Here is a 16,954-nt window from a genome sequence, read left to right as displayed (position 1 = left end):
CCCTGTTGGGCGGTCAGGCGTTGGTCAGGCGGGCCAGCGCAGTGATCTTGCCCTTGGCGGCACCGGAATCAATGGATTGGCGGGCCATCTCGACCCCTTCGGTCAGGGTCTTGGCCTTGTCGGCCACGACCAGAGCGGCGGCGGCGTTGAACAGAACCGCATCGCGGTAGGCCCCCGCAGCGCCATCCAGCAGGGCGCGCAGGGCGACGGCGTTTTCCGCCGGCGTGCCGCCCATGATTTTTTCAAACGGGTGATAGCGCAGGCCCGCATCTTCGGGGTGCAGGGTGAATTCGCGGATATGGCCATGCTCGACCGCCGCCACCTGCGTGGGGGCTGCGATGGAAATCTCATCCGTGCCGTCGCCGCCATGCACCAGCCACGCCTTGATCGTGCCAAGCGCCAGCAGGGTTTCGGCCATCGGGCGGATCAGGCTTGCTGAAAACGCGCCCGTCAGCTGGCGCTTTACGCCAGCGGGGTTGGTCAGCGGGCCAAGGATGTTGAAGATGGTGCGGGTGCCCAGTTCCTGCCGGACCGGCATCACATGGCGGATGGCGGGATGGTGCATCGGGGCCATCATGAAGCCGATACCCGCCTCGTGCAGGCATTTTTCGACCAGCGCCGGGCCGACCATGACGTTCAGGCCCATTTCGGTCAGCGCATCGGCTGCGCCCGATTTCGATGACAGGTTGCGGTTGCCATGCTTGGCCACCACAACGCCCGCGCCCGCCACCACAAAGGCGGTGGCGGTCGAGATGTTCAGCGTGCCCTTGCCATCGCCGCCGGTGCCGACGATGTCCATCGCACCTTCGGGCGCGCGCACTTTGTTGCATTTGGCGCGCATCACGCTTGCGGCGGCGGCGTATTCATCCACCGTCTCGCCGCGCGTGCGCAGGGCCATCAGGAAACCGCCCATCTGCGCCGGGGTGCCTTGCCCGTCGAACAGCGCGCCAAAGGCGGCTTCGGCTTCGCCCCGGGTCAGCGGGCGTTCGGCGGCAAGGCCGATCAGCGGGCGCAGGATATCGCTCATGCAGGCACCCTGACGCCGGCCTCATCCAGAAAATTGCGCAACAGCTGGTGGCCGTGTTCCGAGGCGATGGATTCGGGGTGGAACTGCACGCCCTCAATCAGGTGGGTCTTGTGGCGCAGGCCCATGATGGTGCCATCGTCCAGCCATGCCGTGACTTCCAGACAATCGGGCAGGCTCTCCCGTTCGACGATCAGGGAATGGTAACGGGTGGCGAGGAAGGGCGAGGGCAGGCCCGCGAACACGCCGCGCCCTGCGTGGTGCATCGCCCCCATCTTGCCATGCACGATTTCATGGCAGCGGATGACGCGGCCGCCGAACGCTTCGCCAATCGTCTGATGGCCAAGGCAGACGCCCAGCAGGGGGATCTTCGCCTCATAGGCCGCTGTGGTCAGCGGCAGGCAGATGCCCGCCTGCGCCGGATCGCAGGGGCCGGGCGACAGGATGATCGCCTGCGGGGCCATGGCCAAAACGTCCTGCACATTCAGCGCATCATTGCGTTTTACAACGACATCCGCCCCCAGCTCGCCAAAATAATGCACGAGGTTGTAGGTAAAGCTGTCGTAGTTGTCGATCAGAAGCAGCATCTTGCTTGGGCCTGTCGGATAGGGGATGAAGCGCGGGGCGGGTCGGGCTATAGATGGTCAGACCGGGGCAGGGGCGTCAAGACCGCTTGATCACCCAGCCTGAATGGGCACTTGATCAGCAGTGACGGATCGGCACAATGTCCGGCAACGAAAAAAGGGGCAAGGCAGTGCGCGGGTTTGTTCGGGGAGTGTTGTGGGGAAGTCTGGCCGCCGCAGGGGGGCTGGTCGTGGTGTCGCAGGTTGCAGGGCCGGTGCAGCGCGCCGGCTTGGGGCAGGATGTGGTGCCTTTGGCGGTGCCGGGGGGCGTTGTGCCGGAAGTTGCTGCCCCGGTCGAGAGTGTGGTGGCCGAGCCTGCTGCGCCGGACATCGTGGCAGACTCTGCGCCTGACCCCGAGCCCGAGCCCGCTGCGCCCGAGGCTGATGTGCCCGCTACACCCGTCGCCGTGTCGGAATCCCCCACTGCGGCCGACAGCACCACGCCTTCGGCTGACCTGCCGGTGGTGCCTGCCCCGGCAGATGGCCCCCCGGTCACATCCCTGACCGGGACTCCTGTCGCGCCACAGGCGGACAGAGCCGCCACCGCCGCGCCGCCTTCGGCAGAGCCGCCGCTGGCCCCGCCGAGTGAGGCCCCGTCGGAACGGATGGCGTCTGCCGGGCAGGTCAGCCCGCTGCCCGATGCTCCGGCCCCCGGCGATGCGCCTATGCCGACGGCTCCGCCCGGTGCGCCCGGTCTGCCGCAGGCCGAAGGCGCGCCTGCGCCTGCCGACCTGCCACCCCCACCGCCGCTGACGCCCGAGGAAGAAGCGCTGCTGCTGCCATTGCCCGATGCGGTGCCAGAGGCCGCGCCTGAGCCCGAGGCCGCGCCAGAGACAGCCCTTGTGGACCCGACCCCGGAACCGATGCCGCTGCCAGAACCGGAGCCAGAGCCTGCAGAGCTGCCGCCCGCAGGGCAGGGCAGCCTGACCCCGGCCCCGGGGTTGGACGACCCCGCCGCAGGCGTGGTTACCGGGCGGTTGCCGCGTATCGGCGCCGACCCCAGGGCGTCAGCCGGGGCGGACCCTGCCGCGCCGGAAGCGGTGGCCGAAGAAGACCTGCCGCCGTTGCAGCGCTATGCCCGGCCCTTTGACAACGCCGCGCAAAAGCCGCTGTTCGCGATTCTGTTGGTGGATGACGGAGGTGAAGGCGTGAACCGCGCCGACCTGGCAAGCCTCGATATGCCGCTGTCGATCGTGATCGATCCGCTTTCCGAAGGCGCAGCCGCGCGCGCCGCGATCTGGCGTGCGGGCGGGCAAGAGGTGGTGATGGCGGGCTCTGGCATTCCGCAAGGGGCTGGCCCCGGCGATCTGGAGCAGAGCTTTCAGGTGCTGTCCAGCCGTCTGCCCGAAGCGGTGGCGGTGATTGATGCCGATGGCACCGCGTTCCAGAACGACCGCCCGCTGGCCACGCAGGTGGTGCCGATACTGGCCGAACAGGGCCGGGGGCTGGTGACCTTTGATCAGGGGCTGAACGCCGCCGATCAGGTCGCGCGGCGCGAAGGACTGCCTGCCGCGACGATCTTTCGCCGCATCGACGGGGACGGAGAGGACAGCCCGGTGATCCGCCGCTACCTTGACCGCGCCGCGTTCAAGGCAGCGCAGGAAGGCCGGGTGATCGTGATCGGCACGCTGCGGCCCGAAACCGTGGCGGGCCTGTTGGAATGGGCGGTGGAAGGGCGGGCGTCGACCGTGGCGCTGGCCCCGGTGTCGGCGATGCTGCGGGACTGAGGCTTACGCCTCTGGCTGCGGTGCCTGCATCGGGCGCAGCAGGCCAAGGGTGGCGCGCAGGATCAGCACGATGGCGGCCCCGGCCAAGGCGCCGGGCACAAAATCCATCATCGCGCCGATCACCCCGCCAAGGACCGCGCCGGTGGCGGCGGCGGGCAGCCAGCCGAACCAGCCCAGCCGGATCAGCAAAGAGGCCACCGGCAGCGTCAGGATCATCCCCGCGAGGCTCAGCAGCGGCGACAGCATCAGCGCGGTGCCGACAGCCCAGAGGGTCACCCCGGCGCTGGCGGGCAGCACCGGCTGGACAAGGCTGACCAACCCCAGACACAGCAGGCCAAGGGCCGATGGCAATACCACCGCCACAACCGCCGCCGTCAGCAGGTCGCGCCAGGGCGTCTGCATGTGCTCGGGCGAGCGGATCAGGCTCATGCCGCAGAGCCACCCACGGTCAGCCCGCCGATCATCAGTGTGGGCTGGCCGACGCCGACCGGCACCCATTGCCCGGCCTTGCCGCAATTGCCGATGCCGGGGTCAAGCGCCAGATCATTGCCGATGGCGCGGATCTGTTTCAGCGCGGTCGCCCCGTCACCGATCAGCGTGGCCCCTTTGACCGGCGCACCGACGACGCCGTTGAGCACCCGGTAGGCTTCGGTGCAGGAAAACACGAACTTGCCGTTGGTGATGTCGACCTGCCCGCCACCGAAACCCACGGCGTAGATGCCGTCTTTCAGCCCTGCCAGAATGTCCTTGGGGTCATCCGGCCCTGCCAGCATATAGGTGTTGGTCATACGCGGCATCGGGATATGGGCATGGCTTTCGCGCCGCCCGTTGCCGGTGGGCGCGACGCCCATCAGCCGGGCATTCTGCCGGTCCTGCATGTAGCCGGTCAGAATCCCGTCCTCGATCAGCACGTTGCGGCGCGATGCTGTGCCTTCGTCATCGATGGAAATGCTGCCGCGCCGGTCTGGAATCGTGCCATCATCCAGCACCGTGACCCCGCGTGCCGCGATCTGCTGGCCCATCAACCCGGCGAAGGCGCTGGTTTTCTTGCGGTTGAAATCGCCCTCTAGCCCGTGGCCAATCGCCTCGTGCAGCAGGATGCCGGGCCAGCCGGGGCCAAGCACCACATCCATCACGCCCGCAGGGGCCGCCACCGCGTCAAGGTTCACCAAAGCAATCCGCAGCGCCTCGCGCACCATCGGCTGCCAGCGGCCGGGTTCCATCAGACCCGCCAGACCATACCGCCCGCCGCCGCCCATGCCGCCCTGTTCGCGCCGCCCGTTGTGTTCGACGATCACCGAGACATTCAGCCGCGCCATCGGGCGGATGTCGCGCAGGCGCAAGCCTTCAGGGCGCAGGATTTCAACCTCCTGGTACGAGGCCGACACCGTGGCCGAGACCTGAATGACGCGCGGGTCAAGGTCGCGGGCAAAGGCATCAATCTCGCGCAGCATGTCGATCTTTATGGCGAAAGTCGCATCGGCCATCGGGTCGGTATCGCCATAGAGCTTCACATTGGTGCCCTGCGGCGGAGCGGCCATCACGCCGCCGCCGTCACCCACCGCCAGCCGGGCGGTTTCCGACGCGCGGATCAGGGCCTTTTCGCTGATCTCGGTCGCATGGGCATAGCCCGCCACTTCGCCCCGTACGGCGCGCAGACCGAAGCCTTCGGACGCGTCGTAGGAGGCGGTCTTGATCCGCCCGTCATCCAGCACAATCGCCTCTGACCGGCGGCGTTCCAGATACAGCTCGCCATCATCGGCCCCCAGTGTGGCCGCGCGCAGGATTGCCAGGGCCGCTGCCTCATCCAGATGGGTGTCGAACGGGCGGAAGGGCTGATCGGTCATTGGCATGTCCTTGATCTGAGTCAAATGGCGCTGCTTTGTCGCAACGGTTTCTCTTGTGGCAGAGGCCCTAATATGGTTTCAAGACAGCCGGAAACAACGGGATTCTTCTGTGCGTCGCACGATGCGACATTGGCGGAATTCTGACAAGCGGCACCCAAGCCGTAAGGATAGCGGGAACAGAACATGCGTCTTTGGAACCAAATCGGCGGGGTGGCCGCCAGTGTCGCAGGATTGATGGCGGGCACAGCTGCGCTTGCCCAAGGTCTTGAAATCGTGGGACGTCCTGTTGACCGTGGCACCGGGTTTCAGCCCGCCGCCACCGAACTTGCCCGCGATCTGCACGGGTTGGACACGATGCTTCTGGTGATCATCGCCGTGATCACTGTCTTTGTCACCGGCCTGCTGATCTGGGTGATCATCCGCTATAACAAAAAGCGCAATCCCGATCCGGCAACCTTCACCCACAATTCCCCGCTGGAAGTGGCGTGGACCGTGGTGCCAATCCTGATCCTGGTGTTCATCGGGGCGTTTTCGCTGCCGGTGCTGTTCAAACAGCAGGAAATTCCGGTCGGGGACATCACCATCAAGGTGACCGGGCTCCAGTGGTACTGGAATTATGAATATGTCGACGATGGCATCAACGACCCCAATGCCGAAGGCACGACCCCGGTGGCGTTTGACAGCTTCATGATCGGCGCGCCAGCGACCGGCGGCGACAACCGGCTGACGCCGGAAGTCTCGGCGCAACTGACCGCCGCTGGCTATACCGACCGTGACTTCCTGCTCGCCACCGATACTGCCGTGGTTGTGCCGGTCGGCAGAACCATCGTCATGCAGGTCACCGGGGCCGATGTGATCCATTCCTGGACCATCCCGGCCTTTGGTGTGAAGCAGGATGCGGTGCCGGGCCGTCTGGCGCAGCTGTGGTTCAATGCCGAGCGTGAGGGCATTTATTTCGGCCAGTGCTCGGAACTTTGCGGCATCGCGCATGCTTATATGCCGATCACGGTCAAGGTCGTGTCGGAAGAGGTTTACGCCCAATGGCTGGCCGCCGCGCAGGCCGGTGATGTGGTGCTGTCGGCGGCTGACGTCGAAGCCTATTCCGCGACCCGTCTGGCCGCGACCAACTGAGCCCGTAGCAGCGGGCAAGCGATGTGGATGGCCCCGTGACCCGGGGCCATTTCCCTAAGCCAAGGAAATGCAATGAGCGATGTTCAGGCCTACCCCGACAGCGCAGAGGCGCAGTTTGGCGACTATGTCGCGCTTCTGAAACCGCGTGTGATGTCGCTGGTTGTGTTCACCGCATTGGTGGGCCTGCTGGTGGCCCCGGTCGGCGTGCATCCTGTGGTGGGTTTTGCCGCGATTCTGTTCATCGCTTTGGGGGCAGGGGCCTCTGGCGCGCTGAACATGTGGTGGGACGCCGATATTGACGCGATCATGAAGCGCACCCAAAGCCGCCCGGTGCCTGCCGGCAAAGTGCAGGCGGGTGAGGCGCTGGGTCTGGGTATGGCGCTGTCGGGCATCGCGGTGGTGATGCTGGCGCTGACGTCAAACCTTGTGGCGGCGGGGCTGCTGGCCTTTACCATTTTCTTTTATGCCGTGGTCTATTCGATGTGGCTCAAACGCCTGACCCCGCAGAACATCGTGATCGGTGGCGCGGCCGGAGCGTTTCCTCCGATGATCGGCTGGGCGGTCGCCACAGGCGGCGTGTCGCTCGAATCGGCGCTGATGTTCGGGCTGATCTTCATGTGGACCCCGCCGCATTTCTGGGCCCTCGCGCTGTTCATGAAGGAAGATTACCACAAGGCCGGCGTGCCGATGCTGACGGTGACGCATGGCCGCCGCGAAACCCGCCGCCAGATCCTGATTTACACGGTGCTGCTGGCCCCGGTGTCTGTCTGGTCGGCGCTGACCAGCATCGGCGGGCCGTTCACGCTGGCCACGGCTTTGGTGCTGAATGCGATTTTCCTGAAAGGGGCCTATGACATCTGGAAGCGCCCCGAGGCGCAGGCCGAAGGTGACAAATATGCGGTCGAAAAGCGGGTGTTCAAATTCTCGCTCGCCTATCTGTTCCTGCATTTTGCCGCCTTTCTGGTTGAGGCGTTGCTGAAGGTCTACGGTCTGGGGGGCTGGGCATGAGCTTTCGCCCCGACCACGACCTGCACCGCCGCCGGTTCTCGCGCAATGTGGGCCTTGGGGTCACGCTGGTGGCCTTTGTCGTGCTGGTGTTTGCGCTGACCGTGGTGAAGGTCACGCGCGGCGATCCGATGCAGGCGTTTGACCATACCGTGCGGCCGGAACTTGTACCTGCACAAACCGGGGGGACGCAGCCATGAACAACACGCTGAAAACCGCAGCCAAGCTGGTGGCCGTGGCGGTGACGATGGCGTCGCTGTCCTTTGCCGCCGTGCCATTCTACGACTGGTTCTGCCGGGTGACCGGATTTGGCGGCACCACCGCCGTGGCCTCGGCCGCACCCGACACGATTCTGGACCAGACCATTCAGATCCGGTTTGACGGGTCCACCTCGGGCGGGATGGCGTGGAACTTCAAGCCGATGCAACGCACCATGACGGTGCGGATCGGTGAAAACGCGCTGGCGTTTTATGAGGCGCACAACCCCACCGACCGGGTGATTGCCGGCACCGCGAGCTATAACGTGACACCGGATGCGGCCGGCGGCTATTTCGCCAAGATCGCCTGTTTCTGCTTTACCGAACAGGTTCTGCAACCGGGAGAAACCGTGCAGATGCCGGTCAGCTTTTTCGTCGACCCGGCCATCGTGACCGACCGCGAAGGCAAGTTCGTCAAAGAGATCACGCTGTCCTACACCTTTTACGAAACACCCTTGTCGGAAGAGCAGGCAGCCCTTGCCGTTCCGCCTGCCGACGCTGTAAACTGACAAAAAGAACCGAGGGATGCGACCATGGCCCACGCCAAGAACCACGATTACCACATTCTGCCGCCGTCGATCTGGCCGTTTCTGGCCGCAGTCGCGGCCTTTGTCATGCTGTTCGGCTCTGTGCTGTGGATGCACGGATCGGGGCCATGGCTGGGCCTGATCGGCTTTGTCGGTGTGCTCTATGTGATGTTCGCCTGGTGGGCGGATGTGGTGAAGGAAAGCCAGGACGGCGATCACACCCCGGTTGTGGTGATCGGCCTGCGCTATGGCTTCATCATGTTTATCATGTCGGAAGTCATGTTCTTTGCGGCATGGTTCTGGTCGTTCTTCAAACACGCGATGTACCCGATGGGGCCGCTGTCGCCGATTCAGGATGGCGTCTGGCCGCCTGCGGGGATTGAAACCTTTGACCCCTGGCACCTGCCGCTGATCAACACGCTGATTCTGCTGTGCTCCGGCGCGGCCGCCACCTGGGCGCACCATGCGCTGGCGCATGAAAACAACCGCAAGGATCTGGTGAACGGGCTGATTCTGGCGATTGTGCTGGGCGCGTTCTTCACCATCCTGCAAATCTACGAATACAGCCACGCTGCCTTTGGTTTTGCCGGCAACATCTATGGCGCGAACTTCTTCATGGCGACCGGGTTCCACGGCTTTCACGTTGTGGTCGGCACAATCTTTCTGGGTGTCTGCCTGATCCGCGCGCTGAAGGGGCATTTCACCCCGGAACGCCATGTCGGGTTCGAGGCGGCGGCCTGGTACTGGCACTTTGTCGATGTGGTCTGGCTGTTCCTGTTCGCGTCGATCTACGTCTGGGGCCAGTAACCCCCGGGGGGGCCTTGCGGCCCCCTGACAGCATCACCGGGCGCGGACCATAGGTCCGCGCCTTTCGTTTGGAGACCGCCCGCCGATGACCACCCAAGCGCCGCGCCGTATGATAATCCCGTTGTTGTTCGGCCTGATCGGGGCGGCGGTTCTGATCGGGCTGGGCCTGTGGCAGCTGGACCGGCTGGCGTGGAAAGAGGCTGTTCTGGCCGATATCGCGGCGCGGATCGTGGCTGATCCGGTGGCCCTGCCCGCCGCACCCGACCTGGAGGGTGACCGCTATCTGCCGGTCACCGCCAGCGGCAGCTTTACCGGGGAATCGCTCGATGTGCTGGTCAGCCGCCGCGAGATCGGGGCGGGCGTGCGGGTGATCGGGGTGTTCGAGTCCGGGGACCGCCGCGTGCTGGTGGACCGGGGCTTTGTGCGCGAGGGTGACCGCGCCGCCGCGCGCGGCGCGGATGCGACGACAGTCACCGGCAATCTGCACTGGCCCGATGAGGTGGACAGCTTTACCCCGCCGCCAGATGCCACCACCGGGTTGTGGTTCGCCCGCGACGTGCCCGCTATGGCGGCAGCCCTGAAGACCGAACGGCTGCTGATCGTCGCCCGCGCCCCCACCGCGCCGGGGATCGAGCCGATGCCGGTCGATATTTCGGGCATTCCGAACAACCATCTGGGCTATGCCGTGCAATGGTTCGGGCTGGCGGTGGTGTGGTTGGGGATGACAGCGTATCTTCTGTGGCGTATCAGGCGCAGGACAGTTTGAAGACAGGCTTTGTGATGAAATACATCTCTACGCGCGGCACCGCCCCGGTTCTTGGCTTTGGCGAGGCGATGATGACCGGCCTTGCCCGCGATGGCGGGCTGTATGTGCCCGAAACCATTCCGGTGATGACGCAGGATGAGATCGCGGCGCTGGCGGGTCTCAGCTATGAAGAAATCGCGTTCCGGGTCATGCACCCGTTTCTGGGCGACACTTTCACGGCTGACGAATTTCGTGGGTTGCTGACGGCGGCCTACAAACCCTTTGGCCATCTGGCCCGCGCGCCCTTGGTGCAGCTGGGACCGAACCATTTCCTGCTGGAGCTGTTTCACGGCCCGACGCTGGCGTTCAAGGATTTCGCCATGCAGCTGATCGGCCAGATGATGCAGGCCGCCTTGGCAAAAACCGGCGAGCGGATCACCATCGTGGGGGCCACCAGCGGCGATACCGGCTCGGCGGCGATGGAGGCGTTCCGGGGGCTGGCGAATGTGGATCTGTTCATCCTGTACCCGCATGGCCGGGTGTCAGAGGTACAGCGCCGCCAGATGACCACGGCGTCGGAGCTGAACGTGCATGCCCTCGCCATGGATGGCGATTTTGATGATTGTCAGGCCCGCGTGAAGGATATGTTCAACGATTTCGCCTTCCGCGATGGCGTGCGGCTGGCCGGGGTGAACAGCATCAACTGGGCGCGGGTTCTGGCACAGGTGGTGTATTACTTCTTCTCTGCCGTATCGCTTGGTGCACCGCATCGCGCGGTCAGCTTTACCGTGCCCACCGGGAATTTTGGCGATATCTTTGCGGGCTATATCGCCCGCAAGATGGGGCTGCCGATTGAGCGTCTGGTGATCGCCACCAACCACAACGACATCCTGCACCGCGCGCTGACCTCGGGCGATTACACCAAAGACGGCGTGAAACCCTCGCTCAGCCCGTCGATGGATATTCAGGTCAGCTCCAACTTTGAACGCGCGTTGTTCGATGCGTATGGCCGCGACGGGAAGGCCGTGGCCCAGCTGATGGAAGAGTTGAAATCCGGCGGTTTCCACATTTCGCAGGGCGCGCTGCAATCCCTGCGCGACACCTTCGCCTCGGGCCGCTGTTCCGAAGATGAGACCACAGCCACCATCACCCGCGAATATGTGCGCACCGGCGAAGTGCTTTGCCCGCATTCCGCCGTTGGCGTGAAGGTTGCGAATGACTATCTGGGCAGCACGCCGATGATCACCCTGGCCACCGCGCATCCGGCAAAGTTCCCTGATGCGGTGCTCGATGCCATTGGCGAACGCCCCGCTTTGCCCGCCCGCATGGCCGATCTGTTCGACCGGCGCGAACGGCTGACCCGAGTGCCCAATGATCTGGCACGTCTTCAATCTTTGATCCGCGAAAGGATCGCATCTTGAGCCTGCAAATCTCGACCCTGCCCAATGGCCTGAAGATCGTCACCGAACATATGCCGGGGCTGCAATCGGCCTCTGTGGGCGTCTGGGTGATGGCAGGCGGGCGGCACGAGGCCGCCGCCCAGAACGGCATTGCACATTTTCTGGAACATATGGCGTTCAAGGGCACGGCAAAGCGCACATCCCTGCAGATTGCCGAAGAGATCGAGGATGTGGGCGGCTATATCAACGCCTATACCTCCAAGGAAATGACCGCCTATTACGCCCGCTGTCTGGTCGCCGATGTGCCGCTGGCGCTGGATGTGATTTCCGACATCGTGCTGAATCCGGTGTTCGATCCGAAAGAGATTGAAACCGAACGTCATGTGATCCTGCAGGAAATCGGGCAGTCGCTGGACACGCCCGATGACATCATCTTCGACTGGTTGCAGGAAGTAAGCTATCCCGACCAGCCGTTTGGCCGCACCATTCTTGGCCCGACCGAGCGGGTCAGCAGCTTTACCGCCGACGATCTGCGCGGCTTTGTCGGCCAGCATTATGCGCCCGATCAGATGATCCTGTCGGCCTCGGGCGGGGTGGACCACGAAGCGATTGTGCATCAGGCGCGGGAGATTTTCGGCCATCTGTCCGCGCGTGGTTTGAGCGTGGTGGAACCCGCCGCATTCATTGGCGGCGAGAGGCGCGAGGTGAAAAAGCTCGAACAGGTACACTTCGCCCTGTCGCTGGAAGCGCCGGGCTATCGCCACCCTGATGTCTACACTGCGCAGGTGTACGCGATGACGATGGGCGGCGGCATGTCCTCTCGCCTGTTCCAGAAGATCCGTGAGGAGCGCGGCCTGTGCTATTCGATCTTCGCGCAATCCGGGGCCTATGAGGATACGGGGTCGATCACGATCTATGCCGGTACGTCGAAGGAAGAAATCGCGGCGCTGACCCAGTTGACGGTGGACGAAATGAAACGCGCCGCAGATGACATGACCGAGGCCGAGGTCGCCCGCGCCCGTGCGCAGTTGAAGGCCGGGCTGCTGATGGGGCTGGAAAGCCCGTCGAACCGGGCCGAGCGCAATGCGCGGTTGCTGGCAGTCTGGGGCCGGGTGCCGACACCGGAAGAGGCGGTGGCGCGGATCGATGCCGTGAACATGGCCGATGTGCGCCGCTTTGCCGGTGAACTTGCGGGTGCCAAAACCGCGCTGGCGATGTATGGCCCGGTGGCCAAGGCCCCCGGACTGGCCAGCATCCGCGACCGGCTTGCCGCCTGATGCTGCCCTTCCGCCGTCGCCCCAAGCTGGAGACAGAGCGCATGACCCTGCGCCTGCCCGTGCATGGTGACTGGCGGGCCTGGGCGGAACTGCGCGAAAGCAGTGCGGGGTTTCTCACCCCATGGGAGCCGGTCTGGTCTGCCGACCATCTGTCGCGGCGGTCGTTTACCAACCGGGTCTACTGGGCGCAGCGGGCCGAGGCGCAGGGCACGGCGGTGCCGTTCCTGCTGATCCGGCGGCAGGATCAGCAACTGCTGGGCGCGATCACGCTGGACAACATAAGGCGCGGCCCGGCGCAATGCGGTACCATCGGCTATTGGGTGGGCGAGCCGTTCAGCCGCCGGGGCTATATGCGCGAAGCCATCCTGTCGGTGGTGCACCACGCCTTTGCAACGCTGGACCTGAGCCGGGTAGAGGCCGCCTGCCTGCCGGAAAACGCCGCCAGCCGCGGGGTGCTGGAAAAGACCGGCTTCAAATATGAAGGTGTGGCGCAAAGCTATCTTCAGATCAACGGGCGCTGGCGCAATCATGTGCTGTATTCGGCACTGCGCGCTGACCGGCGCGGCCGTACCGATGTGGGCTGACCGCTGACGCAAGCGTGATCGGCCTTCATGGCTGACCCATAGGAAAGCCGTGCTACCTTTCAGGTTCAACCCGGAGGTGCCTGATGCGTCTGTCGATCCTGCCCGCCCTGTTGCTTGCTGTCTGCGGCACGCCCGCGCCCGCACAAGAGCGCATCCCGGCTGCGCAAGAACGCATCCCTTCGCACTGCTTTGCCGTCGCGCAGGGCATTGCCCGTGTGATGCCCGCCAGTTTTGCCAGCGATCTGGCGCAGGATCAGGTCCGCATCCATTTCATCGATCATGCCAGTTTTGCCATCGCCTCGGGCGGCACAACGGCGGTGACTGATTTTACCGGCTACACCGGCATGCGCGACTGGGTGCCCGATGTGGTGACGATGAACAACGCCCATTCCACCCATTGGACCGCCAACCCCGACCCGCGCATCCCGCATGTGCTGCAGGGCTGGGCGGATGAGGCAGGACCAGCGCAGCACGAGCTGGATCTGGGGGCGATGCTGGTGCGCAATGTGCCCACCGATGTGCGCTCGCGTTGGGGCGACGGGGCGCGCAAGGATGGCAATTCAATTTTCGTGTTCGAGGCCGGGGGCCTGTGCATCGGCCATCTGGGTCACCTGCACCACGCGCCGGATGAGGCGCAATATGCCAGCATCGGGCGGCTGGATGTGGTGATGGTGCCGGTCGATGGCGGGTTGACCATGGCGGTGTCGGAAATGGCCGAGGTGGTGAAGCGCCTGCGGTCTTCGATCGTGATTCCGATGCACTGGTTTTCGGGCGCGTCCTTGCGGGTGTTCCTCGACAATATGCAGACGGAATTTGACGTGGTGGAGACGGGCATGCCGTCGCTGGATGTCTCGCTGCGCAACCTGCCGGGGCGGCCGACAATCATGGTGCTGCTGCCGGAAGGCATCAACTGACGGGCCTCTTCGCGGCTCGCTGCCGTGATGACGGCAGGCGGGCGGCAAGCGTGGGTTTTCTTGGTGCCTTTGCTGGCGTAAAGCGGGGGAAAAAGGAGCCGCCCATGCTGAACGCCTGCACCCCCGACCTGCTCTCTGCCTTGGACGGCGCCCATCCGGGCCTGCTGCGCGCTGTGGCTCCGCATGATGTGGAAGAACCGCGCGGGCGGTGGCGCGGGCAGGCGGGGGCGGTGGCTTGTCCCCGTTCAACCGCCGAGGTGGCGGCTGTGGTCCGCGCCTGCGGGCAGGCCCGCACCGGCATCATCCCGATGGGCGGCGGCACCGGGCTGGTGGGCGGTCAGGTGATGCCGCAGGGCCCAGCACCGCTGATCCTGTCGCTGGAGCGGATGACGCGGCTGCGCGGGGCATGGCCGGACGAAAATGTGCTGGTGGTCGAGGCAGGGATGATCCTGGCCGATGTGCAGGCCGAAGCCGGGCGGATCGACCGGCTGTTCCCGCTCTCGCTGGCGTCTGAGGGGTCGGCCCGGATCGGTGGCAATCTGGCGGCGAATGCGGGGGGCGTGAATGTGCTGCGCTATGGCAACACGCGCGATCTGTGTCTGGGGCTGGAGGCGGTGCTGCCCGATGGCAGCATCTTCAACGGGCTGAGGCGGCTGCGCAAGGACAACACCGGCTATGACCTGCGCCACCTGCTGATCGGGTCCGAAGGCACGCTGGGCGTGATCACCGCCGCCAGCCTGCGACTGTTCCCCAAGCCCGCAGCCACCGTTGTGGCGCTGCTGGCGGTGCCCAGCCCACGCGCGGCGCTCGACCTGCTGGCACTGGCCGAAGGCGAGCTGGCGGGTCTGATCTCGGCCTTCGAGCTGATCCACCGGATGGGCTATGACTTTCTGGCCGAAACCATGCCGGAGGTGACGGTGCCCCTGCAGCCCTTGCCGGAGTGGTCGGTGCTTGTCGAGCTGGGTCTGCCGCAGGGCGTGGCCCCGGAAGAGGCGATGGCTGGCCTGTACGCGCAGGCAGCAGAGGCGAATCTGGTGCTGGACGGGGTGATTGCCACGTCAGACGCACAGGCGGCAGGGTTGTGGCGCATCCGCGAGAGCATCCCCGAAGGCAACCGCCGCATCGGGGCGGTGTCGAGCCATGACATCAGCCTGCCTTTGTCGGAAATCCCCGGCTTTATCCCGCGTGCGGGGGCAGCACTTGCGGCGTTTGGCGACTGGCGGATCAATTGCTTCGGCCATTTGGGGGACGGCAACCTGCACTATAATGTCTTCCCGGTTCCGGGCCGCAGCCGCCACGACCACGACCACCAGCGCGACGCGGTGAAGGCCTGCGTGCATGACATCGTGCATGATCTGGGCGGGTCGGTCAGCGCCGAGCATGGCATCGGGCGGCTGAAGGTCGGCGATCTGGAACGCTATGGCGATCCGGCCAAGCTGGCGGCGATGCGGGCGATCAAATCGGCGCTGGACCCTGCGGGCATCATGAACCCCGGCGCGGTTCTGCGCGGCTGAGGGCAGAGGGGGGCCAGCCCCCCGCCTTCGGCCCCCCCGGAGTATTTGCATCAAGATGAAACGGCAGACAGGCGTCTGGGTTCATCTTGACCCAAATACTCCCGCCGGAGGCATCTTCCGTCAGCCCAAAGCGCAACGGTCAGCAGTTGGGCACATTCACCGCCAGCCCGCCGAGCGAGGTTTCCTTGTACTTCTCGTGCATGTCACGGCCGGTCTGGCGCATCGTCTCGATGCATGCGTCCAGACTGACCAGATGCTGGCCGTCGCCGCGCATCGAGAGCGACGCAGCAGAGACTGCCTTGATCGCCCCAAGGCCGTTGCGTTCGATGCAGGGCACCTGCACCAGCCCTTTGACCGGATCGCAGGTCATGCCAAGGTGATGTTCCAGTGCGATTTCAGCCGCGTTTTCCACCTGTTCCGGCGTGCCGCCCAGCACCGCGCACAGGCCCGCAGCCCCCATTGCGGCGGCAGAGCCCACCTCGGCCTGACAACCGCATTCGGCGCCCGAGATGCTGGCATTGTGCTTGCACAAGCCGCCGATGGCGGCGGCGGTCAGCAGGAAATCGGCAATGCGCGAGGGGGCAGCGCCGGGCACATGGTCCAGCCAGTAGCGGATGACCGCAGGCACCACGCCCGCAGCCCCATTGGTGGGGGCGGTGACCACCTGGCCCCCGGCGGCGTTTTCCTCATTCACGGCCATGGCATACAGGCTCATCCAGTCGTTGATGGTGTGCGGGGCCTGCATATTCAGCCCGCGTTCGGCCATCAGCTGATCGTGGATGCCCTTGGCGCGGCGGCGCACCTTCAGCCCGCCCGGCAGGATGCCGGTGCCTTCCATGCCCCGGTCGATGCAGGCGCTCATCACCTCCCACAGTCTTGCGATGCCGCGATCCAGTTCGGCGGCGGTGCGGAAACGCAGCTCATTGGCGCGTTTCATTGCGGCGATGGACAGGCCGCTTTCCTTCGCCATGGCCAGCATTTCGGCGGCGGACTCAAAGGGAAAGGGCACGTCGGCGCGCGTTCTTCCCTTGGCACCGGAGGAAACCGCAAGTTCTGCCGCTGTCAGGACAAAGCCGCCGCCGATGGAGTAATAGGTTTCCTCCAATATCACATCGCCCTGCGCATCGGTGGCGCGCAGGACCATGCCATTGGCATGGCCGGGCAGGGCGGGGCCGTAGTCGAAAGCCAGATCCTTGCCGGGGTCGAATTGCAGCGCCTTGAGGCCGGGGGGCGTGATCTGCCGCGTCTGCCTGATCTCTTCCAACGCTGCATCGGCGCGCTCTGCATCATAGGTTTCCGGCACAAACCCGGCGAGGCCGAGGATGGTGGCGCGGTCGGTCGCATGGCCGACGCCGGTAAAGGCCAGACTGCCGTGCAGCGAGGCGCGCAGCCCGTGCGCCTGAAACGGCGAGGCGCGCAAGCTGTCCAGAAACCGCGCCGACGCCACCATCGGCCCCATGGTGTGGCTGGAGGACGGGCCGATCCCCACCTTGAACATATCAAAGACCGACAAGAACATGCGGCATCCCTTTGCACTGATGCCGCAGTGTGCGCCAGATTGCCCGCCCTTCA

At 65.1% G+C, this 16,954-nt stretch carries 17 protein-coding genes; 12 read left to right on the top strand and 5 right to left on the bottom strand.

Annotated features, from left to right (window positions below; genetic code table 11):
* Positions 1-13: 13 nt before the first annotated feature.
* Entirely contained in the window at positions 14-1,027 is a 1,014-nt protein-coding gene (trpD, locus tag Q7J44_RS05265) for an anthranilate phosphoribosyltransferase (protein ID WP_304877720.1), read from the bottom strand.
* Positions 1,024-1,611, bottom strand: a complete 588-nt coding sequence (locus Q7J44_RS05260) for an aminodeoxychorismate/anthranilate synthase component II (protein ID WP_304877718.1) — start codon at positions 1,609-1,611, stop codon at positions 1,024-1,026. The genes trpD and Q7J44_RS05260 overlap by 4 nt, the downstream gene beginning before the upstream one ends.
* Positions 1,612-1,778: 167 nt before the next feature.
* Between Q7J44_RS05260 and Q7J44_RS05255 the strand changes: the two genes are divergently transcribed.
* Positions 1,779-3,374 (top strand): divergent polysaccharide deacetylase family protein, encoded by a 1,596-nt coding sequence (locus Q7J44_RS05255; RefSeq protein ID WP_304877717.1) that lies wholly within the window; start codon positions 1,779-1,781, stop codon positions 3,372-3,374.
* Positions 3,375-3,377: 3 nt separating this feature from the next.
* On the opposite strand, the gene Q7J44_RS05250 is transcribed toward Q7J44_RS05255, so the two are convergent.
* Entirely contained in the window at positions 3,378-3,803 is a 426-nt protein-coding gene (locus tag Q7J44_RS05250) for a hypothetical protein (protein WP_304877715.1), read from the bottom strand.
* Entirely contained in the window at positions 3,800-5,221 is a 1,422-nt protein-coding gene (gene tldD / locus Q7J44_RS05245; RefSeq protein ID WP_304877713.1) for a metalloprotease TldD, read from the bottom strand. The genes Q7J44_RS05250 and tldD overlap by 4 nt, the downstream gene beginning before the upstream one ends.
* Positions 5,222-5,404: 183 nt before the next feature.
* On the opposite strand from tldD, the gene coxB reads away from it, so the two are divergent.
* The 11 genes from coxB (at position 5,405) to Q7J44_RS05190 (ending at position 15,382) form a co-directional block, all read left to right on the top strand.
* Entirely contained in the window at positions 5,405-6,352 is a 948-nt protein-coding gene (gene coxB / locus Q7J44_RS05240) for a cytochrome c oxidase subunit II (protein ID WP_304877711.1), read from the top strand.
* A gap of 72 nt (positions 6,353-6,424) precedes the next feature.
* A complete protein-coding gene (cyoE, locus tag Q7J44_RS05235; RefSeq protein WP_304877709.1) occupies positions 6,425-7,360 on the top strand; it encodes a heme o synthase in 936 nt (311 codons plus the stop codon).
* The gene (locus Q7J44_RS05230; protein ID WP_304877707.1) at positions 7,357-7,557 is read left to right on the top strand and encodes a hypothetical protein; all 201 of its coding nucleotides are present in this window, start codon (positions 7,357-7,359) and stop codon (positions 7,555-7,557) included. Before cyoE ends, Q7J44_RS05230 begins: the two co-directional genes overlap by 4 nt.
* Complete coding sequence (locus tag Q7J44_RS05225) at positions 7,554-8,123, top strand: cytochrome c oxidase assembly protein (RefSeq protein WP_304877705.1); 570 nt, start codon at positions 7,554-7,556, stop codon at positions 8,121-8,123. The genes Q7J44_RS05230 and Q7J44_RS05225 overlap by 4 nt, the downstream gene beginning before the upstream one ends.
* Before the next feature lie 24 nt (positions 8,124-8,147).
* Entirely contained in the window at positions 8,148-8,948 is an 801-nt protein-coding gene (locus tag Q7J44_RS05220; protein WP_304877703.1) for a cytochrome c oxidase subunit 3, read from the top strand.
* Positions 8,949-9,033: 85 nt separating this feature from the next.
* Positions 9,034-9,714 (top strand): SURF1 family protein, encoded by a 681-nt coding sequence (locus Q7J44_RS05215; RefSeq protein WP_304877701.1) that lies wholly within the window; start codon positions 9,034-9,036, stop codon positions 9,712-9,714.
* A 14-nt stretch (positions 9,715-9,728) separates the two neighbouring features.
* On the top strand, positions 9,729-11,114 hold the full coding sequence (thrC, locus tag Q7J44_RS05210; protein ID WP_304877699.1) for a threonine synthase: 1,386 nt from the start codon (positions 9,729-9,731) through the stop codon (positions 11,112-11,114).
* Positions 11,111-12,370 carry a pitrilysin family protein gene (locus tag Q7J44_RS05205; protein WP_304877697.1) on the top strand — a complete coding sequence of 420 codons (1,260 nt, stop codon included), beginning with the start codon at positions 11,111-11,113 and terminating at the stop codon, positions 12,368-12,370. The genes thrC and Q7J44_RS05205 overlap by 4 nt, the downstream gene beginning before the upstream one ends.
* Complete coding sequence (locus Q7J44_RS05200; RefSeq protein WP_304877695.1) at positions 12,370-12,954, top strand: GNAT family N-acetyltransferase; 585 nt, start codon at positions 12,370-12,372, stop codon at positions 12,952-12,954. Before Q7J44_RS05205 ends, Q7J44_RS05200 begins: the two co-directional genes overlap by 1 nt.
* An 83-nt stretch (positions 12,955-13,037) precedes the next feature.
* Complete coding sequence (locus tag Q7J44_RS05195; RefSeq protein ID WP_304877693.1) at positions 13,038-13,868, top strand: MBL fold metallo-hydrolase; 831 nt, start codon at positions 13,038-13,040, stop codon at positions 13,866-13,868.
* A gap of 104 nt (positions 13,869-13,972) precedes the next feature.
* Positions 13,973-15,382, top strand: coding sequence for an FAD-binding oxidoreductase (locus tag Q7J44_RS05190; RefSeq protein WP_304877692.1), 1,410 nt, complete (start codon positions 13,973-13,975; stop codon positions 15,380-15,382).
* Positions 15,383-15,521: 139 nt separating this feature from the next.
* Here the strand turns inward: Q7J44_RS05190 and Q7J44_RS05185 are convergent, their stop codons facing one another.
* Positions 15,522-16,901, bottom strand: coding sequence for an L-serine ammonia-lyase (locus Q7J44_RS05185; RefSeq protein WP_304877690.1), 1,380 nt, complete (start codon positions 16,899-16,901; stop codon positions 15,522-15,524).
* Between the last annotated feature and the right edge of the window lie 53 nt (positions 16,902-16,954).

The sequence above is a fragment of the Pseudotabrizicola sp. genome (assembly GCF_030656345.1).
Lineage (GTDB): Bacteria > Pseudomonadota > Alphaproteobacteria > Rhodobacterales > Rhodobacteraceae > Pseudotabrizicola.
The sequence above is the reverse complement of the archived record's forward strand: the minus strand, read 5'-3'. Positions and strand labels throughout refer to the sequence as shown.